Origin of the sequence: Serratia sp. CY55921, assembly GCF_052167655.1 — a bacterium.
Lineage (GTDB): Bacteria > Pseudomonadota > Gammaproteobacteria > Enterobacterales > Enterobacteriaceae > Serratia > Serratia ureilytica.
The window spans coordinates 160,927-182,980 of sequence record NZ_JBJNMU010000002.1 but is presented as its reverse complement, the minus strand read 5'-3'; the positions used below and the strand labels follow the sequence as shown (position 1 = coordinate 182,980).

Below are 22,054 nucleotides of genomic sequence, written 5' to 3'. Positions count from 1 at the left end.
AATTAATGGATCAGCGTTGGAATGGCTAAGCGGAACACGGGAATAGCGGTGCGGAACGGCTGACCCTGATGGTCAACCATTTCGTAATGGCCTTCCATGGTGCCCAGCGGTGTTTCCAGAATGGCGCCGCTGGTGTACTGAAACTCTCCACCGGGCGGAATGACGGGCTGTTCGCCGATCACGCCTTCGCCCTGGACTTCGGTTTGGCGGCCGTTGCTGTTGGTGATCAGCCAGTAACGGCCCAGCAGTTGCACGTTGGTCCGCCCCAGATTGCGGATGGTAATGGTATAGGCGAAGACGTAACGCTCTTCTTCAGGGATCGACTGTGATTCCACATAGATGCTCTGAACCTGAATACACACGCGGGGCGAATCAATCATGACAACAACTCCTTATTGCTGCGGCGCCGGATTGGCTGACAGCCAGTTCGCCAGCTTGCAGTACTGCGCCACAGAAATATTCTCTGCTCTGAGCGAAGGATCGACGCCCAGCTCCGTCAGCTGCTCCGGCGTGAACAGATCGCCCAGGCTATTGCGGATGGTTTTCCGCCGCTGATTGAACGCCTGCGTGGTGATGCGGCTCAGCATGCGCACGTCGCCCACCGGGTTCGGCAGCTCGGTGTGCGGGACCAGGCGCACCACGGCGGAATCGACCTTCGGCGGCGGCGCGAACGCGGTCGGCGGCACTTCCAGCACCGGGATGACGTTGCAGTAGTACTGCGCCATCACGGTCAAACGCCCGTAGGCCTTGCTGTTCGGGCCGGCCACCAGACGGTTGACCACCTCTTTCTGCAACATAAAGTGCATGTCGCGGATTGCCTGAGTATAGCTGAAAAGGTGGAACATCAGCGGCGTCGAAATATTGTACGGCAGGTTACCAAATACGCGCAGCGGTTGGCCAGCCTCCTCGGCCAGTTCGGCGAAATTCACCGTCATGGCGTCCTGCTGGCGGATGGTCAGCTTGTCTTTCAGCTGCGGGTGATTCTCCAGCCGAGTGGCCAGATCGCGGTCCAGTTCGATCACCGTCATGCGGTCCATGCGTGCGCCGACCGGTTCGGTCAAGGCGCCGAGGCCGGGGCCGATCTCGACCACCGCTTCGCCCGGCTGCGGGTGAATGGCGGAGACAATGCTATCGATGACAAACTGATCGGTTAAAAAGTTTTGTCCAAAGCGTTTGCGGGCAAAGTGCCCTTGGTGGACTCTGTTATTCATTACAATTAATTATCATTTTAATGGCGAGATTCAGGGCCGTTTGGAAACTGCCGACATCGGCGGTGCCGGTGCCGGCCAGTTCCAGAGCGGTACCGTGGTCGACCGAGGTGCGTATGAAAGGCAAACCGAGGGTGATATTCACCGCGCGGCCGAACCCTTGGTATTTTAGCACCGGCAGCCCCTGATCGTGATACATCGCCAGCACCGCATCGGCATCTTGCAGATATTTGGGCTGGAACAGGGTGTCCGCCGGCAGCGGGCCGACAAGATGGATACCGTCAGCGCGCAGCGCGTCGAGCGCCGGGATGATGGTGTCTATCTCTTCGCGCCCCATATGGCCGCCTTCCCCGGCGTGGGGATTCAGACCGCAGACGTAAATGTGCGGCTGGGCGATGCCAAATTTGGTTTTCAGATCGTGGTCGAGGATGCGAATGACTTCGAACAGGCTCTGCTGCGTGATGGCGCCCGGTACCGCCAGCAGCGGCAGGTGGGTGGTCGCCAGCGCCACGCGCAGCTCTTCGGTCGCGAGCATCATCACCACGCGATCGCAGCGGCTGCGATCGGCAAAGAATTCGGTATGGCCGATAAACGGCACGCCGGCGTCGTTGATCACGCCCTTGTTCACCGGGCCGGTGATCAAGGCGGCAAACTCGCCGTTCAGGCAACCGTCGCAGGCGCGTGCCAGGGTTTCCACCACGTAGGCGCTGTTGCCGACGTTCAGTTCACCGGCGGTAACCGGCTGAGCGAGCGGCACCGGCAGCACGGTCAGCGTGCCGGCGCGTTGCGCCTCGGCCGGCTGCTGCGGCTGGTAGTCGCGCAGCGTCAGCGGCAGGTCCAAACGCTTGGCGCGTTCAAGCAACAGGGCCGGATCGGCGCACACCACCAGCTCAACAGGCCAATCCTGTTGCGCCAGGGCGGCTACCAAATCCGGCCCCACCCCGGCGGGTTCGCCGGGGGTAATGACGACGCGTTTATTGCTGCGCATCGCTGCCATCGAGGATCTTCACGTAAGCCTGGGCGCGCTGTTCCTGCATCCAGGTCTGCGCCTCTTCGGCGAACTTACGGTTGAACAGCATGCGGTAAGCGCGATCTTTCTGCGCGGCGTCGGTCTTATCCACCTGACGGGTATCCAGCAGCTGAATCAGGTGCCAACCGAAGGAAGAGTGCACCGGCGCGCTGATCTCACCTTTGCTCAGCTTCAGCAACGCATCGCGGAAGGCGGGATCGTAGATGTCCGGAGAAGCCCAGCCCAGATCGCCGCCCTGCATGGCGGAACCCGGATCCTGCGACAGCTGTTTGGCTTCGTCGGCGAATTTGGCGCGGCCGCTCTTGATCGCTTCCGCGACGGATTGCAGTTTGGCGCGCGCCTGGTCGTCGGTCAGCACCACCGAAGGTTTCAGCAGGATGTGACGGGCGTGCACTTCGGTGACCGACACCGACTGGCTGGCGCCGCGGATGTCGTTGACTTTCAGGATGTGGAAGCCGACGCCGGAACGGATTGGGCCGACGACGTCACCTTTCTTGGCGCTGACCAGGCGTTCAGCGAACAGGGTCGGGATCTCTTGCAGCTTGCCCCAGCCCATGTTGCCGCCTTTCAGCGCCTGAGAGTCGGCGGAGTAAGTGATCGCCAGCTTGCCGAAGTCGGCGCCGCTGTTGATCTCGCCCACCAGGCGTTTGGCCAGCTCTTCGGCTTTGTCGACCTGCTGCTGCGACGGGTTCTCCGGCAGCGGGATCAGGATGTGGCTGATGTTCATTTCGGTGTCGCTGCCGTTCTGCGCGCCCACCTGTTTGGCCAGCGCGTCCACTTCCTGCGGCAGGATGGTGACGCGGCGGCGCACTTCGTTGTTGCGCACTTCGGAGATCAGCATCTCTTTGCGGATCTGCGCGCGGTAGGTGTTGTAGTTCAGCCCTTCGTACGACAGGCGGCTGCGCAGCTGATCGACGCTCATGCGGTTCTGCGCGGCGATGTTGGCGATCGCTTTGTCCAGATCGGCGTCGGAGACGGTGATGCCCATTTTCTTGGCCATCTGCAGCTGGATGTTATCCATGATCAGGCGTTCGATGATCTGATGGCGCAGCGTCTTGTCGTCCGGCAGTTGCTGACCAGCCTGCTGGGCGTTGAGCTTCACCGATTGCAACAGTCCGTTGACGTCGCTTTCGAGTACCACGCCGTTATCCACGACGGCGGCGACTTTATCCACTTCTTGGGGTGCTGCGAACGCGGCATTGGCGCAAACCACCAATCCGAGAATAAGCGTTCTCCAGTTCTTCATACATTTCCCATTATGTAATCCGCAAATGCGGGTGAAAGTTCTCGTTTTCAAAGTGTTGCAAAGCGTCAGAATGCGCGCTGATACGGCAGAATGCCGGAGCGCAGCATTTCTGCGGAGCCGAGACTATGATCGCTGCTCAGGCCGCGCAGTTCGACGTTGAACGAAACTCTGTTGTCGTAAACGCTGGTATTGTTGCTGTTGTTCCAGTCGGTGATCTTGCGCTCATAGCCCAGCGTCACCGCCCAGCAGCAGGTGTTGTACTTCAGCCCCACCAGCTGATCGGCGGATTGTTTGGCGCGGGTGTCGTAGTAGTACGCCCCGACCACCGCCCAACGATCGGCGATCGGCCAGCTGCCGGTGATGCCCACCTGCGAGATGCCGTCCTGGAAGGCCGGAACCGTTTTGGTGTTCAACGCCGTCTGGATATATTCCGGCGTGGCGTAACGGTAGTTCAGCTGCACTACGCGCTCGGCATCCTGGCGGTATTCCACCACGCCGTTGCCCAGCGAGACGCTGTTCAGGCGGGTGTCGTACTGCAGGCCGCCGCGCAGGCCCCAACGATCGTCGATTTTCCAATAGGTATCGCCGGCCCAGGCCACGCTGCCGGTATCGTCGTTGTTGTCGTACCCGGTTACCCGATCGCCGGTGCGCGAACGGCTGAAGTAGTAGATTTGACCCACGGAAGCGTTAAAACGTTCAACCAGCGCGTCATCATAAATGCGCGTGGTCAAACCGGTAGACACGCGGTTCTGCGAAGCGATGCGATCCAGGCCGCTGTAGGTGCGATCGCGGAACAGGCCGGAGTAGTCGGTCTGCAGCAGCGTGGTGTCGTAGGTGTAGATGTTGCTCTGGTCGCGGTACGGCACGTACAGGTACTGCACGCGCGGCTCCAGCGTCTGGGTGGCGCCTTCGGCCCAGATCATCGGCCGCTCGAACACCAGCTTGCCGTCGACTTTGAACTGCGGCAGTACGCGGTTGACCGAATCATCGAGCTCCGGCGCGGCAGCGTTTTTGCGGCTCTGGTAGTTGGCGGCGAAACCGTCAGGAATATCCTGCTGGTAATGGGTCGCCATCACCTTGGCTTCGGTGTTCAGGCTGGCCCAGCCGTTGGTGAGCGGCAGACTCAGCGTCGGTTCCATATGCAGACGGGTGGCGTCCGGGCTGTATGGGTTGACGCTGGTGAACTTGGCCGCCTGGCCGTAAATATGGAAATCGAACGGGCCGAGGTCGTTCTTGTAGTAGTTCAGATCCAGCTGCGGCTGGACTTTATACGAGTCCGACTGTGAGCGATCGGTATCGTCGTAAATCTGGAACTGCTTGGAGCTCAGCGTGGCGTTCCAGTTCTCGTTGGCGTAGCCGAGGCTGAATTTCTGCGTGGCGTAGCCGTCGGTGGTGGAGCCGTATTTGGAGTCCAGATCGGTGAAGTACTTGGAATCGCTGACCTTGGTGTAATCGACGTTGAAGCGCCACACCTGATCCATAACGCCGTTGTGGTTCCAGTAGAACAGCCAGCGTTTGTTGTCGTCATGATCTTTACCGTATTCCTTGTCGTCCGGCAGCCAGTCGAACTCCATCAGGCCGAGGCCCGGCTGCACCAGATAACGGAACTCGGTCTGCCACTGCAGGCCGCGCTTGGACATATAGTGCGGGGTAATGGTGGCGTCGTAGTTCGGCGCGATGTTCCAGTAATACGGCAACATGAACTCGAAGCCGTTGTTGCTGCCGTACTTGGCGTTCGGGATCAGGAAGCCGGAACGGCGCTTGTCGCCGACCGGCAGCTGCAGGTACGGGCTGTAGAACACCGGCACGCCGCCGATGCGGAAGCGGGCGTTCCATATTTCCGCCACCTGCTCTTCGCGATCGTGGATCACTTCGGAACCGACCACGCTCCAGCTGTCGTCGCCCGGCAGACAGGAGGTAAAGGTGCCGTTTTCCAGGATGGTGTAACGGTTGGCGCCGCGCATTTTCATCTTGTCGGCGTCGCCACGCCCCTGACGGCCTACCATCTGGTAGTCGCCTTCATAGACGTCGGTATCTTTGGTATTCAGGTTAGACCAGGCCTTCGGGCCTTTCAGTTTGATCTGATTGTCGCTGTAGTGCACGTCGCCGGTGGCGGTGACGGTACGCACCGGTTCCGTCTGGCCGGGGTTTTGCGTCTGATTCAGCTCAACTTCTTTGGCGGTCAGGGTGCTGTTGCCCTGCTCGATATGCACGTTGCCGCTGAACAGGGCGCTTTTCGGGTAGTCGGCGCGCGAGTCATCGGCATTGATGGTCACCGGCTGGCTGTTCGGATCGCCGCTGACCAAAGGCTTGTCGTAAACAGGAACGCCAAGCATGCATTGCTCGGCCAGATCAGCCAGCGCATGCTGACTGTAGAGTGCCGTCCAAATCATCGTGGCCAGCAGTGTTGGGAAACTTTTTTTCATACGCGGTTTTGGTGTTCCGTCATCAGAGGCGTCGTGTCCGGCAAACGGTCAGAGACTATATTACTCATCTGCGTTGCGCTAGTGCTAAATCCAGCCGTTTACTTGCGTCGTCGTTAGGCGCAAAGATAAATGACAGGTATGATAATCCAAATTCTAGGAAAAATCGCCTGCGCCCTTTCCTGAAACGGAGGAGAGCGGGCGGCTTTCGGCATGATAATTGAGGAGTATATGCAGTATTGGGGAAAACTGCTCGGCGTCATCGTCGCCATCTGGTCTGGCGCGGGATTCTGGGGTGTAGTTCTGGGGCTGATTATCGGTCATATGATCGATACGGCGCGCAGCAACAAGCGCAGCCGGGGGTTTTTCACCGACCAGCAAACGCGGCAAACGCTGTTTTTCCGCACCACTTTTCAGGTTATGGGCCACCTGACCAAATCCAAAGGACGCGTCACCGAGGCGGATATCCAGATCGCCAGCCTGTTCATGGATCGCCTGCAGCTGCACGGCGAAGCCCGCACTGCGGCGCAGCAGGCGTTCCGCGAGGGCAAACAGAGCCAGTTCCCGCTGCGTGAGACGCTGCAGCAGTTCCGCAGCATCTGTTTCGGCCGCTTCGATCTGATTCGGATGTTTCTGGAAATTCAGATTCAGGCGGCGTTCGCCGACGGCTCGCTGCACCCGAACGAACGTCAGGTGCTGTATGTCATCGCCGAAGAGCTGGGCATTTCGCGCGCGCAGTTCGATCAGTTCCTCAGCATGATGGAGGGCGGGCGTCAGTTCGGCGGCGGTCAGCAGGGCGGGTATTCGCAAGGCGGTTATCAGCAGGCTCAGCGCGGCCCGACGCTCGACGATGCGTGCAAGGTGCTCGGCGTGCGCAGCAGCGACGATGCCGCCACCATCAAACGCGCCTACCGCAAGCTGATGAGCGAACACCATCCGGATAAGCTGGTGGCGAAAGGCTTGCCGCCGGAGATGATGGAAATGGCCAAGCAGAAAGCGCAGGAGATCCAGGCGGCGTACGACCTGATCAAACGCGAGAAAGGTTTTAAATAACGATACCCGTCATACTTCGAGCTGCAGGTGTGTTGGCTGCCCGCGCTTACCCCGGTCACGTACTTTTTGTACGCTCCCGGGGCTGCGCTTAGTTGCCGCCTTCCTGCAACTCGAATTATTTAGGGTATCTCAGGGTGATGAGCTCAGAAATCCGGCTCGGCGCGAAAGTGCATCGGCGTCTGGAAGGCGGGGTGGGTGATGCGCAGCTCTTGCGCATGCAGCTGCAGCCGCGGCGCCATCGCTTTGGCTTCCGGCGGGGCGTAGAAACCGTCGCCGAGGATCGGGTGTCCCAGCGCCAGCATGTGCACCCGCAGCTGATGCGAGCGGCCGGTGATCGGCGTCAGCTTCACGCGGGTGCTGCCGTCGGCGTCGCGCGACAGCACCAGATATTCCGTCTGCGCCGCTTTGCCGGTGTCAAAACACACCTTTTGCAGCGGCCGGTTCGGCCAGTCGCAGATCAGCGGCAAATCCACCAACCCTTCGTCATGCGCCATATGCCCCCAAACGCGGGCGATATAGGATTTCTTCGGCTCGCGTTCGCGGAACTGACGCTTCAGCTCACGCTCGGCGGCCTTGTTGAGCGCCACCACGATCACCCCGCTGGTGGCCATATCCAGCCGGTGCACCGATTCGGCGGCCGGATGATCGGCCTGAATGCGGGTCATCAGGCTGTCTTTGTTTTCCGGCGCGCGGCCGGGCACCGACAGCAAGCCGCTGGGCTTGTTGACCACCATGATGTGTTCATCCTGATACAGGATGTGCAGCGGGTCCTGCGGGGGATTGTAGGGTTCCATCTTGGCTCCGCGAAAAGGGCCGAACGGGGAGGCAACCACCTCCCCGCGTCGCGCCGGTTACTGGTGGGTGACCACCACCAGACGAATGGCGTCGAGACGCCAGCCGGCTTCATTGAGGTTGGCCAGCACCTGACGGCGGTTGAACTCCAGCGTCTCGACTTCGTCGTCGCGGATGTTCGGGTTGACCGCCTTCAGCGCTTCCAGACGCGCCAGCTCGGCGCTCAGCTTGTCGTCCGCCTCTTGCTTCGCCTGTTCGATAAGCGTGCGTGCCTGCGCTTCCACCAGGCTTTCCGCCTGCTGCAGCATGGCGTGCACGTCTTGCTGCACGGCGTTGACCAGCTTGCTGGAGGTGTGGCGGTTGACCGCGTTCAACTGGCGGTTGAAGCTTTCGAACTCGACCTGCGCCGCCAGGTTGGTGCCCTTGCGGTCCATCAGCATGCGGATCGGCGTCGGCGGCAGGAAGCGGGTCAGCTGCAGGTGCTTCGGCGCCTGGGCTTCCACCACGTACACCAGCTCAACCAGCAAGGTGCCGACCGGCAACGCTTTGTTTTTCAACAGGGACACCGCACAACTGCCGGTATCGCCGGACAGGATAAGATCCAGACCGTTGCGGATGATCGGGTGTTCCCAGCTGACGAACTGCGCGTCTTCGCGCGACAGCGCCTGATCGCGATCGAAGGTGACGGTGCAGCCGTCCTGCGGCAGGCCCGGGAAGTCCGGCACCAGCATATGGTCGGACGGCGTGAGCACGATCAGGTTGTCGCTGCGATCTTCCTGATTGATGCCGACGATGTCGAACAGGTTGAGCGCGAAGCCCACCAGGTTAACGTCGTTATCTTGCTCGGCGATGGCGGCGGCCAGCGCCTGGGCTTTGTCGCCGCCGTTGGAGTGCATCTCCAGCAGGCGGTCGCGGCCTTGTTCCAGCTGCGCTTTCAACTGGTCATGCTGTTGGCGGCAGGCGTGGATGAATTCGTCCAGGCCCTCCTGCTCGGTCGGTGCGGCCAGATAGCCGATCAACTGCTCGTAGCAGCTGTCGTAGATGGTGCGGCCGGTCGGGCAGGTGTGTTCGAAGGCGTCGAGCCCTTCGTGGAACCAGCGGCCCAGCACCGCCTGTGCGGTGTGCTCCAGGTAAGGCACCATGATTTGGATATCGTGCATCTGGCCGATACGGTCCAGACGGCCGATGCGCTGTTCCAGCAGATCCGGGTTGAACGGCAGATCGAACATCACCAGTTGGCTGGCGAACTGGAAGTTGCGGCCTTCGGAGCCGATCTCGGAACACAGCAGCACCTGCGCGCCTTCCTCTTCGGAGGCGAAGTAGGCGGCGGCGCGGTCGCGCTCGATGATCGACAGCCCTTCGTGGAACACCGCGGCGCGGATCGCTTCACGCTCGCGCAGCACCTGCTCCAGCTGCAGCGCGGTATCGGCTTTGGCGCAGATCACCAGCACTTTTTCGTTGCGGTTGGCCAGCAGGTAATCCAGCAACCATTCGACGCGCGGGTCGAAGTTCCACCAGGTGGCGTTTTCGCCTTCGAATTCCTGGTAGATCTGCTCCGGATACAGCATGTCGCGCGCGCGCGCTTCGACGGATTTCTTGGCGCCCATGATGCCGGACACTTTGATCGCGGTCTGATACTGGGTTGGCAACGGCAGCTTGATCTGGTGCAGGTTGCGGTGCGGGAAGCCCTTCACGCCGTTGCGGGTGTTGCGGAACAGCACGCGGCTGGTGCCGTGGCGATCCATCAGCATGGCCACCAGCTCCTGGCGCGCCTGCTCGGCGTTGTCGCCTTCGCTGTTGGCCGCTTTGAGCAGCGGTTCGATGTCCTGCTCGTCGATCAGCTCGCCCAGCAGGTTCAGCTTGTCGTCGGCCAGGCGTTCACCGCTCAGCAGCAGGGTGACGGCGTCGGCCACTGGACGGTATTTCTGCTGTTCGGCGACGAACTCGCCGTAGTCGTGGAAACGGTTCGGATCGAGCAGGCGCAGGCGCGCAAAGTGGCTCTGTTGGCCCAGCTGTTCCGGGGTGGCGGTCAGCAGCAGCACGCCGGGGATATGCTCGGCCAGCTGTTCGATCACCTGATATTCGCGGCTCGGCGCTTCTTCACTCCAGGCCAGGTGGTGCGCTTCATCGACCACCAGCAGATCCCACTGGGCGTCCGCCAGCTCTTCCAGGCGCTGCTTGTTGCGGCGCACGAAGTCTAGCGAGCAGATCACCAGCTGTTCGGTCTCGAACGGGTTGCTGCTGTCGAGCTTGGCTTCGGCGTAGCGGCTGTCGTCGAACAGCGAGAAGTAGAGGTTGAAGCGGCGCATCATCTCCACCAGCCACTGGTGCTGCAGCGTTTCCGGCACCACGATCAGCACGCGCTCGGCGCGGCCCGCCAGCAGTTGCTGGTGGATGATCATGCCGGCTTCGATGGTTTTGCCGAGGCCGACTTCGTCCGCCAACAGAACGCGCGGCGCATGGCGCTGGCCGACTTCATGAGCGATGTGCAGCTGGTGCGGGATCAGGCTGGCGCGCATGCCGCGCAGGCCGGCGAACGGCAGGCGATACTGCTCGCTCTGGTATTTGCGGGCGCGAAAACGCAGCGCGAAACGGTCCATGCGGTCGATTTGGCCGGCGAACAGGCGATCCTGCGGCTTGCTGAAGGTCAGTTTGCTGTCCAGCAGCACTTCGCGCATCGCCACGCCGCTTTCCTGGGTGTCCAGGCGGGTGCCGATATAGGTCAACAGACCGTTTTCCTCTTTCACCTCTTCCACCTGCAGCTGCCATCCCTCGTGGCTGCTGACGGTATCGCCCGGGTTGAACATCACGCGGGTGATCGGCGAATCGTTTCTGGCATAGAGGCGGTTTTCACCGGTGGCGGGGAAAAGCAGGGTAATCATGCGCGCATCCAGCGCCACGACGGTGCCCAGTCCTAATTCGCTTTCCGTGTCGCTGATCCAGCGTTGACCAAGAGTAAAAGGCATATATTGTCGGCTCGATTCTTTGTAAGTAAGTCTTGTTACCGGGCGGGAAGGGCCGCGGCACCTGTACTGAACATCGGTTAATCCCGGTTTGTTTTAAATTTGACGGGCAATAGCCGTTCACGCCATGCAGACGTCGCGAGACGGCAGGGCTAAGCGTGGTTCAGTTTTGGGAAGGGCGCTATGGTAATGGAAGGCGGCGCGTTCGTCACCTGCAAAACCGGATGATTTTTCTTAACCTGGCGCAATCTCAAAACAGCCCCATCTGCCCGGTGACCAGCGTGGTGAAGTCGTCGTGCAAGAAAGGGAGTATAGCGTCTGCCACCGGTTGCAGCTGACGTTCGAGGTAGTGCTGATAATCGATGGGCGAATGGCGGGTTTCCAGCGGTTCCGGCCCGGCGACGGTCATCACGTAGCTGATCCAGCCGCCGTTCTGATACTGCAGCGGCCGCCCCTGACTGCGGTTGTAGTCGTCGGCGATGCGCGCGGCGCGGGCGTGCGGCGGCACGTTGCGCTGATAGTCGTCGAGCTTTCTGCGCAGCCGTTTGCGGTACACCAATTGATCGTCGAAGTCGCCGTTCAGGGTTTTGCCGACGTAGTCGCGCACATAGTCCTGGTAGGGCTGTTGTTTGAAGATGCGCTGATAGAGCTGCTGCTGGAACTGCTGCGCCAGCGGCGTCCAGTCGGTGCGCACCGTTTCCAGGCCTTTGTACACCATCTCTTCCTGGCCGTCGGCGCGCGCGATCAGGCCAGCGTAGCGTTTCTTGCTGCCCTGCTCGGCGCCGCGAATGGTCGGCATCAGGAAGCGGGAATAGTGGGTTTCGAACTCCAGCTCCAACGCGTTCTCCAGCCCGAACTGCTGCTGCAGATGCTGTTGCCACCAGGCGTTGACCCGTTGCACCAGCGCCCGGCCGATCTGCGCCGCCTGTTGCTCGTCATGCGGCTGTTTCAGCCAGACGAAGGTGGAGTCGGTGTCGCCGTAAATCACCTGATAGCCTTCGGCTTCGATCAGCTCGCGGGTTTGGCGCATGATCTCGTGGCCGCGCAGGGTGATCGACGACGCCAGCCGCGGATCGAAGAAGCGGCAGCCGCTCGATCCCAGCACGCCGTAAAGCGCGTTCATGATGATCTTCAGCGCCTGCGACAGGGGCTTGTTGTGCTGGCGTTTGGCGGCCTCGCGCCCCTGCCAGATCTGTTCGACGATCGCCGGCAGGCAGTGTTTGCTGCGGGAGAAGCGGGCGTTGCGAAAGCCGGGCACCGAGTCGGCGTCGTTTGGGTGGCGCATGCCTTCCACCAACCCGACCGGATCGATCAAGAAGGTGCGGATGATCGACGGGTACAGACTTTTATAGTCCAGCACCAGCACCGAGTCGTACAGGCCGGGCCGGGAATCCATCACAAAGCCACCGGGGCTGTGTTCCTCCGGCTGTTCGCCGAGGTTGGGGGCGACAAAGCCCAGGCGATGCATGCGCGGCATATAGAGGTGGCTGAAGGCCGCCACCGATCCGCCGCTGCGATCGGCCGCCAGCCCGGTGACGGTGGCGCGCTCCAGCAGGAAGTTGAGCAGGTCGGCCTTGGCGAAAATCCGCGTCACCAGCTCGCAGTCTTTCAGGTTGTAGCGGGCCAGCGCCGGCTTGTCTTCGGCGAAGCGCCGGTCGATCTCCGCCATGCGCTGATAAGGGTTGTCGATCGCCTTGCCTTCGCCCAGCAGTTCCTGCGAAACGTATTCCAGGCTGAAGGAGGGAAAGTTCCAGGTGGCGGATTTCAGCGCCTCGATGCCGTCGATGATCAGGCGGCCGGCGGCGGCGGCGAAAAAGTGGTTCTGTTTGAAGCCGTGCTCGCGCCACTCCAGCAGGTTGCCGCCGCGCCCCAGCCGCAGCGGGATCTGGTAGCGTTCGGCGTGCTTTTGCAGCACCCGCAGATCGAACTGCACCAGGTTCCAGCCGATGATGGCGTCAGGATCGTGGCGCTCCAGCCACGCGTTCAACCGTTCCAGCAGCTGGGGGCGGCTGGCGCAGTATTCCAGATCGAAATCCAGCGGCGCATCGCCGCCGTTGGCCGGCCCCAGCATGTAGACCTGCCGCTGGCCGCAGCCTTCCAGCGCGATGGAGTAAAGCTCGCCGTGGGCGGTGGTTTCGATATCCAGCGACACCAGTTTTAGCGTTGGGCGGTACTCCGGCGCCGGCTTCATTTGGCCGCTGAGCAACGGCCCATTGCCGTCGCCCAGGCCGTTGAACCATACCGGCGCGGTGATGAAGCGTTCCATCAGGTAGCGCTCGGGCGGGCGAATGTCGGCTTCATAGACCGCAACGCCGCCTTCCCGCAGCAGTTTTTCCAGCTTGATGAGCTGACGGTGCTGGCGGCAGTACAGCCCCAGCATCGGGCGGTGATGAAAATCCGTTAGCGCCAGCGGTTTCAGTTCGACTTGCCGCTCTTCTCGCAGCAGCAGTTCCGCGCGCTGCCTTTGTTCGGCGGGGATAAACGCCACCGAGGTTTGCGGCGGCAGACGCAGCTGGCGCGGGCCCGCGTCGGTCGCCAGCCAAAATTCGACCTCGGTGCCGGCGGGCGTGTCGCGCCAATGGCGAGTGAGCAGGAACCCCTGTTGCAGTGCTGTCATAACCCCTTCGTTTTCCGCCGGGCGGCGTGTGCGACGTTCAGCGTGATGTCGGTTTTGGCGCTAATATAGATAAATTACAGTATGGGTTTTTATACAGTCATTGTCCATTGCCGCGCGGCGTTGCCAAATACGCATACAATTCATCGATTGACTCGCCAGCGGCGGCGCTGGAAAATCCTCGGCCCCGTTTGGCCCGAATAATCCACAGAGGTGTAATGGAAGCCTATTTACAAGATTTGATCACCCAGTCACTGGCTTTCACTCTGATGGTCGTTCTGCTGGTCGCTTTTCTGGAGTCGTTGGCGCTGGTGGGGCTGCTGTTGCCCGGCACGGTGATGATGGCCAGCATCGGCGCGCTGATCGGCAGCGGCAAGGTGGATTTTTACTACGCCTGGGTGGCGGGCATCGTCGGTTGCCTGCTCGGCGATTGGATCTCCTATTTCGTCGGCCGCGCCTTTAAGGGGCCTTTGCATCGCTGGTCGTTTCTGAAGAAGAACAAAGCGCTGCTCGACAAAACCGAACATGCCTTGCACCAGCACAGCATGGCGACCATTTTGATCGGTCGCTTCGTTGGCCCGACGCGCCCGCTGGTGCCGATGGTGGCCGGCATGCTCGATTTGCCGCCGTACAAGTTCGCGCTGCCGAATATCATCGGTTGCCTGACCTGGCCGCCGGTCTATTTCTTCCCCGGCATTCTGGCGGGGGTGGCGATCGATATCCCCGCCGACGCCAACAGCGCGACGTTCAAGTGGCTGTTGCTCGCGGCGGCGCTGCTGGTCTGGCTGGCGGTGTGGCTAAGCTGGCGCTGGTGGCGCGAGGGCAAGCGCAACGCCGATCGGCTGAGCCGTTGGCTGACGCCGCTGCGGCTGCGCGTGGTGTGCGGATTGAGTTGGCTGGCGGCGTTGGCGGTCGGCTATTTGCTGAGCCAACAGCCGCTGATGCCGGTGTACCGGCATCTGTTGTGGCAGGTGCTGTCCGGGCAATGATTGCGGGGGCATTAGCCCCCGTTCGCCTTACTGGAAGAACGCTTCCAGCTGTTCAAATACCCGCACGTCTTCGCTGTGGCGCTTCACCCGCAGCACGTCTTCCAGCTTTTCCACCTGGCTTATCATTTGTTCCAGCCGTTGATCGTCGGCGACCAATAGCCAAATGCGGCTCTGTTGGCCGTCTTTCAACGGCAGACACAGAATGCCTTCGACGTTGAACGCGCGGCGGGCGAACAGCCCGCAAACGTGCGACATCACGCCGGGATGGTTGCGCACCGCCAGCTCCAGGATCACCTGTGGTTTATCTTGTGGTTGCAGCATGGCTTATTCTCCAATCATGTCGATGTTGGCGGCGCCCGGCGGCACCATCGGGAACACTTTTTCGTTGATATCGATCAGCGCGTGGATCAGGCAGGGACCCGGGCGCTGGATCGCCTCAGCCAGTGCCGCCTGAGGATCTTCCGCGGCGTTCAGATCGCAGGTATCCAGCCCGAATCCGGCGGCGATTTTCAGGAAGTCGGTACGCTTCGGATAGGCGGCGGCGAAGATGCGCTGTTGGTAGAACAGGGTTTGCTGTTGGTGCACCAGCCCCAGCGCCTGGTTGTTCATCAAAATGATTTTCACGTCCAGATCGTGCTCGACCGCGGTGGCCATTTCCTGAATGTTCATCATCAGGCTGCCGTCGCCGGAGAAGCACAGCACTTTACGTTCGGGCTCCGCCAACGCCGCGCCGATCGCCGCCGGCAGACCGAAGCCCATGGTGCCCAGGCCGCCCGACGTCAGCCACTGGCGCGGCCGGCTCAGCGGATAGGCCTGCGCTACCCACATCTGATGCTGACCCACGTCGGTGGTGATGATGGCGCTGTCGTCCACGCAGCGCGCGGCGGCCAGCACCAGGCCGTAATGGCTCAGCGGATCGTCGGCGTTCGGCATGTTGAACGGGAATTCGCGCTTCAGATCGTTGACGGTGTTCAGCCACGCGCTGCGCGGCTGCGTGTCGATCTGCGGCAGCAGCTGTTGCAGCACCTGGCCGACGTCGGCATGGATCGCCACGTTGGCCTGTTTGACCTTGCCCAGCTCGGCGCGGTCGATATCCACATGAATGATGGCGGCGTTAGGGCAGAACTGCTCGGTTTTGCCGATCGCCCGATCGTCGAAGCGCGCGCCCAGCACGATCAGCAGATCGGCCTCCTGCAGAATGAAGTTGGTGCTGCGCGCGGCGTGCATGCCCAGCATGCCCAGCGACAGCGGGTGTTCCACCGGCATCGCGCCCAGCGCCATCAGCGTCATGGTGGTGGGCAGACCGGCGCGCTCGGCCAGTTCCAGCGCCTGCCGGTGAGCGTCGGCGCAGATGATGCCGCCGCCCAGGTAGAGGATGGGGCGTTTCGCCTGATTGATCATCGCGGCGGCCTGCGAAACCAGCGCCGGATCGAAGCTCGGGGCGGCGTCCGGCACGGCGATTGGCGGCAACTCTTCCAGGGTGATGGTGGCGGTCTGCACGTCTTTCGGCACATCGATCCAGACCGGGCCGGGGCGGCCGGACTCGGCGATGCGGAACGCGTCGCCAATCACCTGCGGCAGCTCGCGGATATCGCGCACCAGATGGTTGTGCTTGGTGATCGGGATGGAAATGCCGTAGGTGTCCACTTCCTGGAAGGCGTCGGTGCCGATCATCGAGGAAGGCACCTGCCCGGTGATGCACACCAGCGGAATGGAGTCGAGCTTGGCGTCGGCGATGGCGGTGACCAGGTTGGTGGCGCCCGGCCCGCTGGAGGCGATGCACACCGCCGCTTTGCCGTTGGCGCGCGCCATGCCTTGCGCCATAAAGCCCGCGCCCTGTTCGTGGCGCGCCAGCACGTGGTGAATGCGGGTGCTTTGGCTCAGCGCGTCATACAGCGGCAGCGCGGCGCCGCCGGGAATGCCGGCGACGGTGGTGATGCCCTGACGCTCCAGCAGATGAACGATCAATTGTGCGCCGGTGAAGCGGGTACTCGGTTGAGGCGTGCCCGAAGTTGCCATGTTCCTGTCCTTTCTCAAGGCCGGTGAGCTTTTCTGGGCAGGGTGCTAAAACAAGAAACCCCGCCCGGTTTGCGCCGGCGGGGTTTGGGAATCGATGCGTTGATTCGGACCCTACGGCGCATTGCCGACGACCACCACCACACGCACGACGACCACCGCGGCTGGTAGCGCGGTAACTAGTAGGGTCGAAGTCAGCGAGGATGCGATCACAGGGAACCTTATCATCAGTAAAAAAAGTCAGGTTTTTATAAAAACACAGGCGCAAAATTCGCACAACAGGTTTATTGGCGCAGCATAAAAAACGCGCGTCAGATCACGCTTTACCCGAAATGCCCAGCACGCGCGCTTCCGGTGCGCTGCCGTCCAGCAGGGCCTGCGTCGGGCCGTCGTAGTAGATGCGGCCGTCGACCACCAGCAGCGTGCGCGGCGCGATGCGCGCGGCGTCGTCGAGGTTGTGCGACACCATCAGCAGCGTCAGGTCGCGCTGTTCGCACACCGTCTGCAGCAGCTGCAGCATCTCGTTGCGCAGCGCCGGATCGAGCGCCGAGAAGGGTTCGTCGAGCAGCAGGATCGGCCGCCGGCGAATCAAACAGCGCGCCAGCGCGGCGCGCTGACGCTGACCGCCGGAAAGCTGCGCCGGCAGGCGATCCAGGTGTTCTTCCAGGCCGACCTGACGGGCGATGTGTTCTCGCTGTTGACGCTGCTGCGCAGTCAAGCGCAGACCGGGATCCAACCCCAACCCGATGTTCTGCGCCACCGTCAGGTGCGCGAACAGGTTGTTTTCCTGAAACAGCATCGACACCGGCCGTTTGGCCGGCGGCGTGGCGGTGTGGTCTTCGCCGTTCAGCAGCAGCCGGCCGCTGGCCGCCGGCAGAAAACCGGCGATCAGGCTCAGCAGGGTGCTTTTACCGGCGCCGCTGGGGCCGAGCACCGCGACGCGCTCGCCCGGCTGGATGCGCAAATCAAAGCGCATCGGCAGGTGTTCATACAGATAGGTCAGTTTTTCAAGCGTCAGCATGGCGGCCCGGTAAGCGTTCAATCAGGGTAAACAGCAGGAAGCACAGCAGCAGCAACAGCAGCGCGGTCACCGCTCCGTCCTGGCTGCGGTAGGCGCCAATCTGCTGATACAGGTAAAAAGGCAGGGTACGGAAATGCTCGTTGCCAAACAAGGCGACCACGCCGAAATCGCCGATCGACAGCACGCAGGCGAAGGCCAGCGCCTGCGCCAGCGGGCGGCGCAGGGCGCGCAGTTCAATCAGCCGCAGCCGTCGCCAGCCGCGGATATCCAGCGACAGGCACAGCGGGTTGTAACGTTCGGCGAGGTCGCGCATCGGGTTCTCCAACACCTTCAGCGCATAGGGCACCGCCATCAGCGCATTGGTGAGGATCACCAGCGCATAGGGCGACTGCGGCAACCCGATCGTATCGTTCAGCAGCAGGAAGAACCCGGTGGCCAGCACGATGCCCGGCATCGCCAGGATCACCATGCCGCTCAGCTCCAGCGCTTGGCCGCCGCGCAGCTGCTGCCGCAGTTTCAGCTCGCGGCTGCTCCACAGCAGCATCATCGTGAGCGCCACGCACAGCGCTCCGGCGCCAAGGGCGATGCGCAGCGACGTGAACAGCGCCTGCCACAGCACCGGCTGGCGCAGCACGCTGATGATAGCCTGATTGGCGCCGTCGGCGATCACCGCCAGCAGAGGCGGCAGCAGCAGCAACAGCGCGGCGGCGATCAGCAGAAAATCGCTGATGCGCCGCCACAGGCTGTCTTCCGGGTTGCGCCAGCGCTGGGCGTGGGTATGCCCTACCGGCAATGCCTGGCTCAGGCGTTGGCTGATCAGCACCAGCCCCAGACAACAGCCCAGTTGGATCAGCGCCAGCAGGGCGGCGCGGCCCAGATCGTAGTCGTAACTCAACGCCTGGTAGATCGCCAGCTCGATGGTGGTGGCCTGCGGCCCGCCGCCCAGTGACAGCACGGTGGCGAAGCTGGCGAAGCACAGCATGAAGATCAGCGCGCCGCTCGGCAGGATTTGGCGGCGCAGCGCCGGCCATTCGACGAAGCGGAACTGCTGCCAGCCGTTCATGCCCAGCTGGGCGGCCAGCTGGCGCTGTTCCACCGGAATATTCTCCAGCGCCTGCAGCAACAGGCGGGTAGCCAGCGGCAGGTTAAAGAACAGGTGCGCCAGCAGAATGCCCTGCAGCCCGTAGGGCGAGAAATCATACTCGACGCCCAGCCAGCCGCACAGCGTCGCCAGCCAGCCCTGGCGCCCATAGACGCTGAGCAGGCCGAACACCGCCACCAGCACCGGCAGCACCAGCGTCATGGCGCACAGTCGCAGCAGCAACTGCCGGCCGGGGAAACGGCGGCGATAGAGCGCGCGCGCCAGCAGAATGGCGGGCAGCACCGAAATCAGCGCCGACAGCAGCGCCTGCAGGAAAGTGAAGCGCACCACGTGCCACAGGTAGCTGTCCTGCCACAGGCCGCGCCAGCCGCTGTCCGGCGAGTGACGCCACAGCGAGCCCATCGCCAGCGCGGCGACCAGCAGGATCATGCCGGCGGCCAGCAGCCCCGGCCAGAGCCAGCGGGGGATCAGCGGCTGACGGCGGTTTGCCATGCCCGGATCCAGCCGCCGCGTTGTGTGGCCACCTCTTCGGCGCTGTATTGCAGCGCGGTATGCGGCACGTTCATCTGTTCAAAGCCGACGGGCAGCGGGGTGTTGATCACCGGGTACATCCAGTTGCCGGTCGGGATGGTGTTCTGGAATGCCGGCGTCACCATGAACTGCATGAAACGCTCCGCCAGCTCAGGCTGTTTGGCGGCCTTCAGTTTGCCGGCCACTTCCACCTGCAGGTAGTGGCCTTCGCTGAACGTGGCGGCGGCGTAGCGGTCTTTTTTCTCGGCGATCAGATGATAGGCGGGGGAGGTGGTGTAGCTGAGCACCAGATCGCCTTCGCCTTTCAGGAACAGGCCGTAGGCTTCGCTCCAGCCTTTGGTGACGGTCACGGTCTTTTTCGCCAGCTGCTGCCAGGCGGCCGGCGCCTTGTCGCCATACACTTTTTGCATCCACAGCAGCAGGCCGAGGCCCGGCGTGCTGGTGCGCGGATCTTCGTAGATCACCTTCCAGTCACGATCGCTGCTGACCAGCTCCTGCAGGCTTTTCGGCGGGTTCTTCAGTTTTTCCTTGTCGTAGACGAAGGCGAAATACCCGTAGTCGTAAGGCACGAAGGTCGCGTCCTGCCAGCCGCCCGGCACCGTCAGTTTGGCGGTGTCCACGCCGCTCGGCGCGAACAGGCCGGTTTGCTGCGCCGCCTGCAGCAGGTTGTTGTCCAGCCCCAGCACCACGTCGGCGGCGCTGTTCTTGCCTTCCATGCGCAGGCGGTTCAGCAGTGAGACGCCGTCTTCCAGCGCCACGAACTTCAGCTCACAGTCGCACTCGGCTTCGAAGGCTTTTTTCACCGCCGGGCCTGGGCCCCAGTCGGCGGCGAAGGAATCGTAGGTGTAAACCGTCAGCGTCGGCTTGGCGAACACCGGCGCGGCGCACAGCAGCAATAAGCAGGGCAGATATTTTTTGACCACGTTGCACTCCTGAAAAATAAGGGGGCAAGGGCATCTGAGGGGGCGAGGCGGCGTCGCCGGTTCGCTGGGCTCAAATCCCTCCGCCGGTATTGACCGGATCAGGTTCGACGGGTGTGCTCTCAGCGGAAAATCGGGCTTATCACGCGGCCCGACTCTCCGCACCCCGTTGAGACGGCGCTATTGTAAAGATTAACCGACCCGGGCGAAAGGCGCTTATGCCTCCGGCGGGGCAAACCAGGCTGACTTGAAGTCGAACCAGCCGAGGGTGTTCATTCGCACGCCGCGCATGCTGCGCTGGCCGTGCAACTGCAGCCAGTGGTGGAACAGCGGATGCAGTTGGTGATTGCTGACCAGGCGCTGGCAGAACTCCGCCAGCGGCAGACGGTTGGCGCGCCACAGCGCCGCATCCTGCGCCAGGTCCTCGCTCATGCAATGCTGCATCAGCGGCAGCTCGTACAGCGTGGCGAACAGCGAAAACTCCAGCGGCAGATAGAAGTTGGCGCTGCCGAGCCATAGATCGCTGCGCGCGTCGCCCTGGTGCCAGGTCGCGTAATCCACGCTTTGCACGATCAGGCGGATGCCGTGCTGCGCCAGCAGCGGCTCGATCGCCTGGCGGATGGCGTGGAACTCCGAATGCTCATTGAAGTGAGTCAGCGTCAGTTCGGTCAGCCCCGCCGGTTTGGGCTGCTGCGCCAGCGCGCGGTTGTGGTGCCAGCGCGGCAGCAGGCCGTACGCCGGCGACCAATAGCGCTGGTAGAGCGGCCCGGCGTGGCTCAGCAGCGAAATGGGGTTGATCAATTCGCACAGCCAGCTGCGCATGGCGGGATCGGCCGCCAAGGGAGAGCGCTGATCGAACAGCAGGAAGTAGCAGCCTTCTTCCAGCCGGCTTTCCAGCTCGCTGTTGCCGGTTTCATCGCCCTGCAGCTGTACGCCGGAGTGCACCAGTTCTTCGGAGAACTCCGGCAGCACCCAGATGTTGACCTCATCGATCAGCGCCCGGTAGCCGAAATAGTCATCGAAGGCGTGGATCTTCATCTGGCTGGGAAGGTTGCGCACCACGCGGTAGGGGCCGGTGCCGATCGGATGGCGGGTGAAGTCCGGCAGATCGCGCCATTCGCGCGGCAGGATCATGGCGTGCACGCTGCCCAGCAGCCAGGGTAACCAGTGGTCGGGGCTGCGCAGATGCACGTCGACAACGAACGGCGTCGGCGAGGTGACGCTTTCGATATGCGAGAACAGCGGTTGCGAGGTCAGACGCGAAAGCGAGCTGATGACGTCCGCCATCTCCAGCTCGCGGCCATGATGAAAATGGATCGCCGGGCGCAGGTAAAACCGCCAGTGCAGCGGCGTCAGCGCCTGCCAATGGTGGGACAGATCGGATTCGAGTTCCCCGTTTTCCTCATTTATGCGCGTCAGGCCGTTGAAGATCTGACGCGCCAAATGGGTCTCGGAACGCCGCAGCGCCGAGCCGGGCAGCAGGTTGTACAACTGCCGATAGTAGAGCACCCGCAGGATATGTTTCCCCTGACGGAAGCTGCGCCCCAGCTGCGACAGCAGCATTTGGCGCACCACGTTTTTGTCGCCCACCAGCTGCACCAACTGATCGATGCGATCCTGCTCCAGCAGCTCCTCGGCCCGCTGTTGCTGCAGCGCCAGGCCGGTGTAATGAAAGGTTAGCCGCGAACGCTTGCCGCGTCCCGACTCCGCCTGCCAGGTGAGCCAGCCCTCCCGCTGCATAGCGCTCAACAGGGAGCGTACGTGGCGCCGCGAGCAGCTCAGCGCCTCCGCCAGCGCCTGCAGCGTGGTGTCGGTGGTTTCACCGTGGCAGCGCTGCCACAGACGGATGAACTGCTGCTGCAATCTGGACGTGGACATAAAAGAGGAACACTCCTGTCTCAACTCGTCAATTTTTCTTTCCCTATATTACGCCGATAATTTTCATCAATGAAAGGGGAGGGCGTAATCATGAAAGCTTTCTTATCCAAATCGTTCTATCAGCGCTATTTCAGCGCGGTGCGTCGGCAGCACGCTGACTGGCTGAACGTGGTGCCCGAGCAGGCGCGGCTGGCAATATTGGCGCACCTGACGCAATGGGATATCAAAGAGATGAGCGACAAGCAGTATCGCGAGCACCTGTAAGGCG

General features: G+C 62.2%; 18 protein-coding genes and 1 riboswitch. Of the genes, 3 read left to right on the top strand and 15 right to left on the bottom strand.

The window, feature by feature from the left end; all coding sequences use genetic code 11:
* Positions 1–2 precede the first annotated feature (2 nt).
* The 5 genes from apaG to lptD form a co-directional block, all read right to left on the bottom strand.
* Positions 3–380, bottom strand: coding sequence for a Co2+/Mg2+ efflux protein ApaG (apaG, locus tag ACJ8M3_RS14680; RefSeq protein WP_015376624.1), 378 nt, complete (start codon positions 378–380; stop codon positions 3–5).
* A 12-nt stretch (positions 381–392) separates the two neighbouring features.
* Positions 393–1,211, bottom strand: a complete 819-nt coding sequence (gene rsmA, locus ACJ8M3_RS14675; RefSeq protein WP_033641833.1) for a 16S rRNA (adenine(1518)-N(6)/adenine(1519)-N(6))-dimethyltransferase RsmA — start codon at positions 1,209–1,211, stop codon at positions 393–395.
* On the bottom strand, positions 1,204–2,196 hold the full coding sequence (gene pdxA / locus ACJ8M3_RS14670; protein WP_046688577.1) for a 4-hydroxythreonine-4-phosphate dehydrogenase PdxA: 993 nt from the start codon (positions 2,194–2,196) through the stop codon (positions 1,204–1,206). The genes rsmA and pdxA overlap by 8 nt, the downstream gene beginning before the upstream one ends.
* A complete protein-coding gene (surA, locus tag ACJ8M3_RS14665; RefSeq protein WP_033641834.1) occupies positions 2,183–3,484 on the bottom strand; it encodes a peptidylprolyl isomerase SurA in 1,302 nt (433 codons plus the stop codon). The genes pdxA and surA overlap by 14 nt, the downstream gene beginning before the upstream one ends.
* 65 nt (positions 3,485–3,549) lie before the next feature.
* On the bottom strand, positions 3,550–5,910 hold the full coding sequence (lptD, locus tag ACJ8M3_RS14660; RefSeq protein ID WP_021505352.1) for an LPS assembly protein LptD: 2,361 nt from the start codon (positions 5,908–5,910) through the stop codon (positions 3,550–3,552).
* A gap of 228 nt (positions 5,911–6,138) precedes the next feature.
* On the opposite strand from lptD, the gene djlA reads away from it, so the two are divergent.
* Positions 6,139–6,960, top strand: coding sequence for a co-chaperone DjlA (gene djlA, locus ACJ8M3_RS14655; protein WP_025301546.1), 822 nt, complete (start codon positions 6,139–6,141; stop codon positions 6,958–6,960).
* A gap of 143 nt (positions 6,961–7,103) precedes the next feature.
* Here djlA and rluA read toward each other — a convergent pair whose 3' ends face one another.
* The 3 genes from rluA to ACJ8M3_RS14640 all read right to left on the bottom strand — a co-directional run bounded on the left by rluA (position 7,104) and on the right by ACJ8M3_RS14640 (position 13,332).
* Positions 7,104–7,754 (bottom strand): bifunctional tRNA pseudouridine(32) synthase/23S rRNA pseudouridine(746) synthase RluA, encoded by a 651-nt coding sequence (gene rluA / locus ACJ8M3_RS14650; RefSeq protein WP_033641835.1) that lies wholly within the window; start codon positions 7,752–7,754, stop codon positions 7,104–7,106.
* Positions 7,755–7,811: 57 nt separating this feature from the next.
* On the bottom strand, positions 7,812–10,718 hold the full coding sequence (gene rapA / locus ACJ8M3_RS14645; protein WP_047025192.1) for an RNA polymerase-associated protein RapA: 2,907 nt from the start codon (positions 10,716–10,718) through the stop codon (positions 7,812–7,814).
* Between the two features lie 247 nt (positions 10,719–10,965).
* Positions 10,966–13,332, bottom strand: coding sequence for a DNA polymerase II (locus tag ACJ8M3_RS14640; protein ID WP_089196582.1), 2,367 nt, complete (start codon positions 13,330–13,332; stop codon positions 10,966–10,968).
* 215 nt (positions 13,333–13,547) lie between these two features.
* On the opposite strand from ACJ8M3_RS14640, the gene ACJ8M3_RS14635 reads away from it, so the two are divergent.
* Positions 13,548–14,318, top strand: coding sequence for a DedA family protein (locus ACJ8M3_RS14635; RefSeq protein ID WP_033641838.1), 771 nt, complete (start codon positions 13,548–13,550; stop codon positions 14,316–14,318).
* 27 nt (positions 14,319–14,345) lie between these two features.
* On the opposite strand, the gene ilvN is transcribed toward ACJ8M3_RS14635, so the two are convergent.
* The 7 genes from ilvN to sgrR all read right to left on the bottom strand — a co-directional run bounded on the left by ilvN (position 14,346) and on the right by sgrR (position 21,786).
* Positions 14,346–14,639: an acetolactate synthase small subunit gene (ilvN, locus tag ACJ8M3_RS14630; protein ID WP_033641839.1), complete on the bottom strand. Its 294-nt coding sequence runs from the start codon at positions 14,637–14,639 to the stop codon at positions 14,346–14,348.
* A 3-nt stretch (positions 14,640–14,642) separates the two neighbouring features.
* A complete protein-coding gene (ilvB, locus tag ACJ8M3_RS14625; RefSeq protein WP_042783677.1) occupies positions 14,643–16,337 on the bottom strand; it encodes an acetolactate synthase large subunit in 1,695 nt (564 codons plus the stop codon).
* Between the two features lie 111 nt (positions 16,338–16,448).
* Positions 16,449–16,562, bottom strand: coding sequence for an ilvB operon leader peptide IvbL (gene ivbL / locus ACJ8M3_RS14620; RefSeq protein ID WP_154747116.1), 114 nt, complete (start codon positions 16,560–16,562; stop codon positions 16,449–16,451).
* A gap of 88 nt (positions 16,563–16,650) precedes the next feature.
* Positions 16,651–17,355 (bottom strand): thiamine ABC transporter ATP-binding protein ThiQ, encoded by a 705-nt coding sequence (gene thiQ / locus ACJ8M3_RS14615; protein WP_046688226.1) that lies wholly within the window; start codon positions 17,353–17,355, stop codon positions 16,651–16,653.
* Positions 17,342–18,949, bottom strand: a complete 1,608-nt coding sequence (gene thiP / locus ACJ8M3_RS14610; protein ID WP_089196583.1) for a thiamine/thiamine pyrophosphate ABC transporter permease ThiP — start codon at positions 18,947–18,949, stop codon at positions 17,342–17,344. Before thiP ends, thiQ begins: the two co-directional genes overlap by 14 nt.
* Positions 18,925–19,911 (bottom strand): thiamine ABC transporter substrate binding subunit, encoded by a 987-nt coding sequence (thiB, locus tag ACJ8M3_RS14605; protein WP_042783680.1) that lies wholly within the window; start codon positions 19,909–19,911, stop codon positions 18,925–18,927. The genes thiP and thiB overlap by 25 nt, the downstream gene beginning before the upstream one ends.
* Before the next feature lie 57 nt (positions 19,912–19,968).
* Positions 19,969–20,087: riboswitch (TPP riboswitch) on the bottom strand.
* 37 nt (positions 20,088–20,124) lie between these two features.
* Complete coding sequence (gene sgrR / locus ACJ8M3_RS14600) at positions 20,125–21,786, bottom strand: HTH-type transcriptional regulator SgrR (RefSeq protein WP_033641844.1); 1,662 nt, start codon at positions 21,784–21,786, stop codon at positions 20,125–20,127.
* A gap of 90 nt (positions 21,787–21,876) precedes the next feature.
* Here sgrR and sgrT point away from each other — a divergent pair, with 90 nt between their 5' ends.
* On the top strand, positions 21,877–22,050 hold the full coding sequence (gene sgrT / locus ACJ8M3_RS14595; protein WP_071845093.1) for a glucose uptake inhibitor SgrT: 174 nt from the start codon (positions 21,877–21,879) through the stop codon (positions 22,048–22,050).
* The last annotated feature ends 4 nt before the right edge of the window (positions 22,051–22,054 follow it).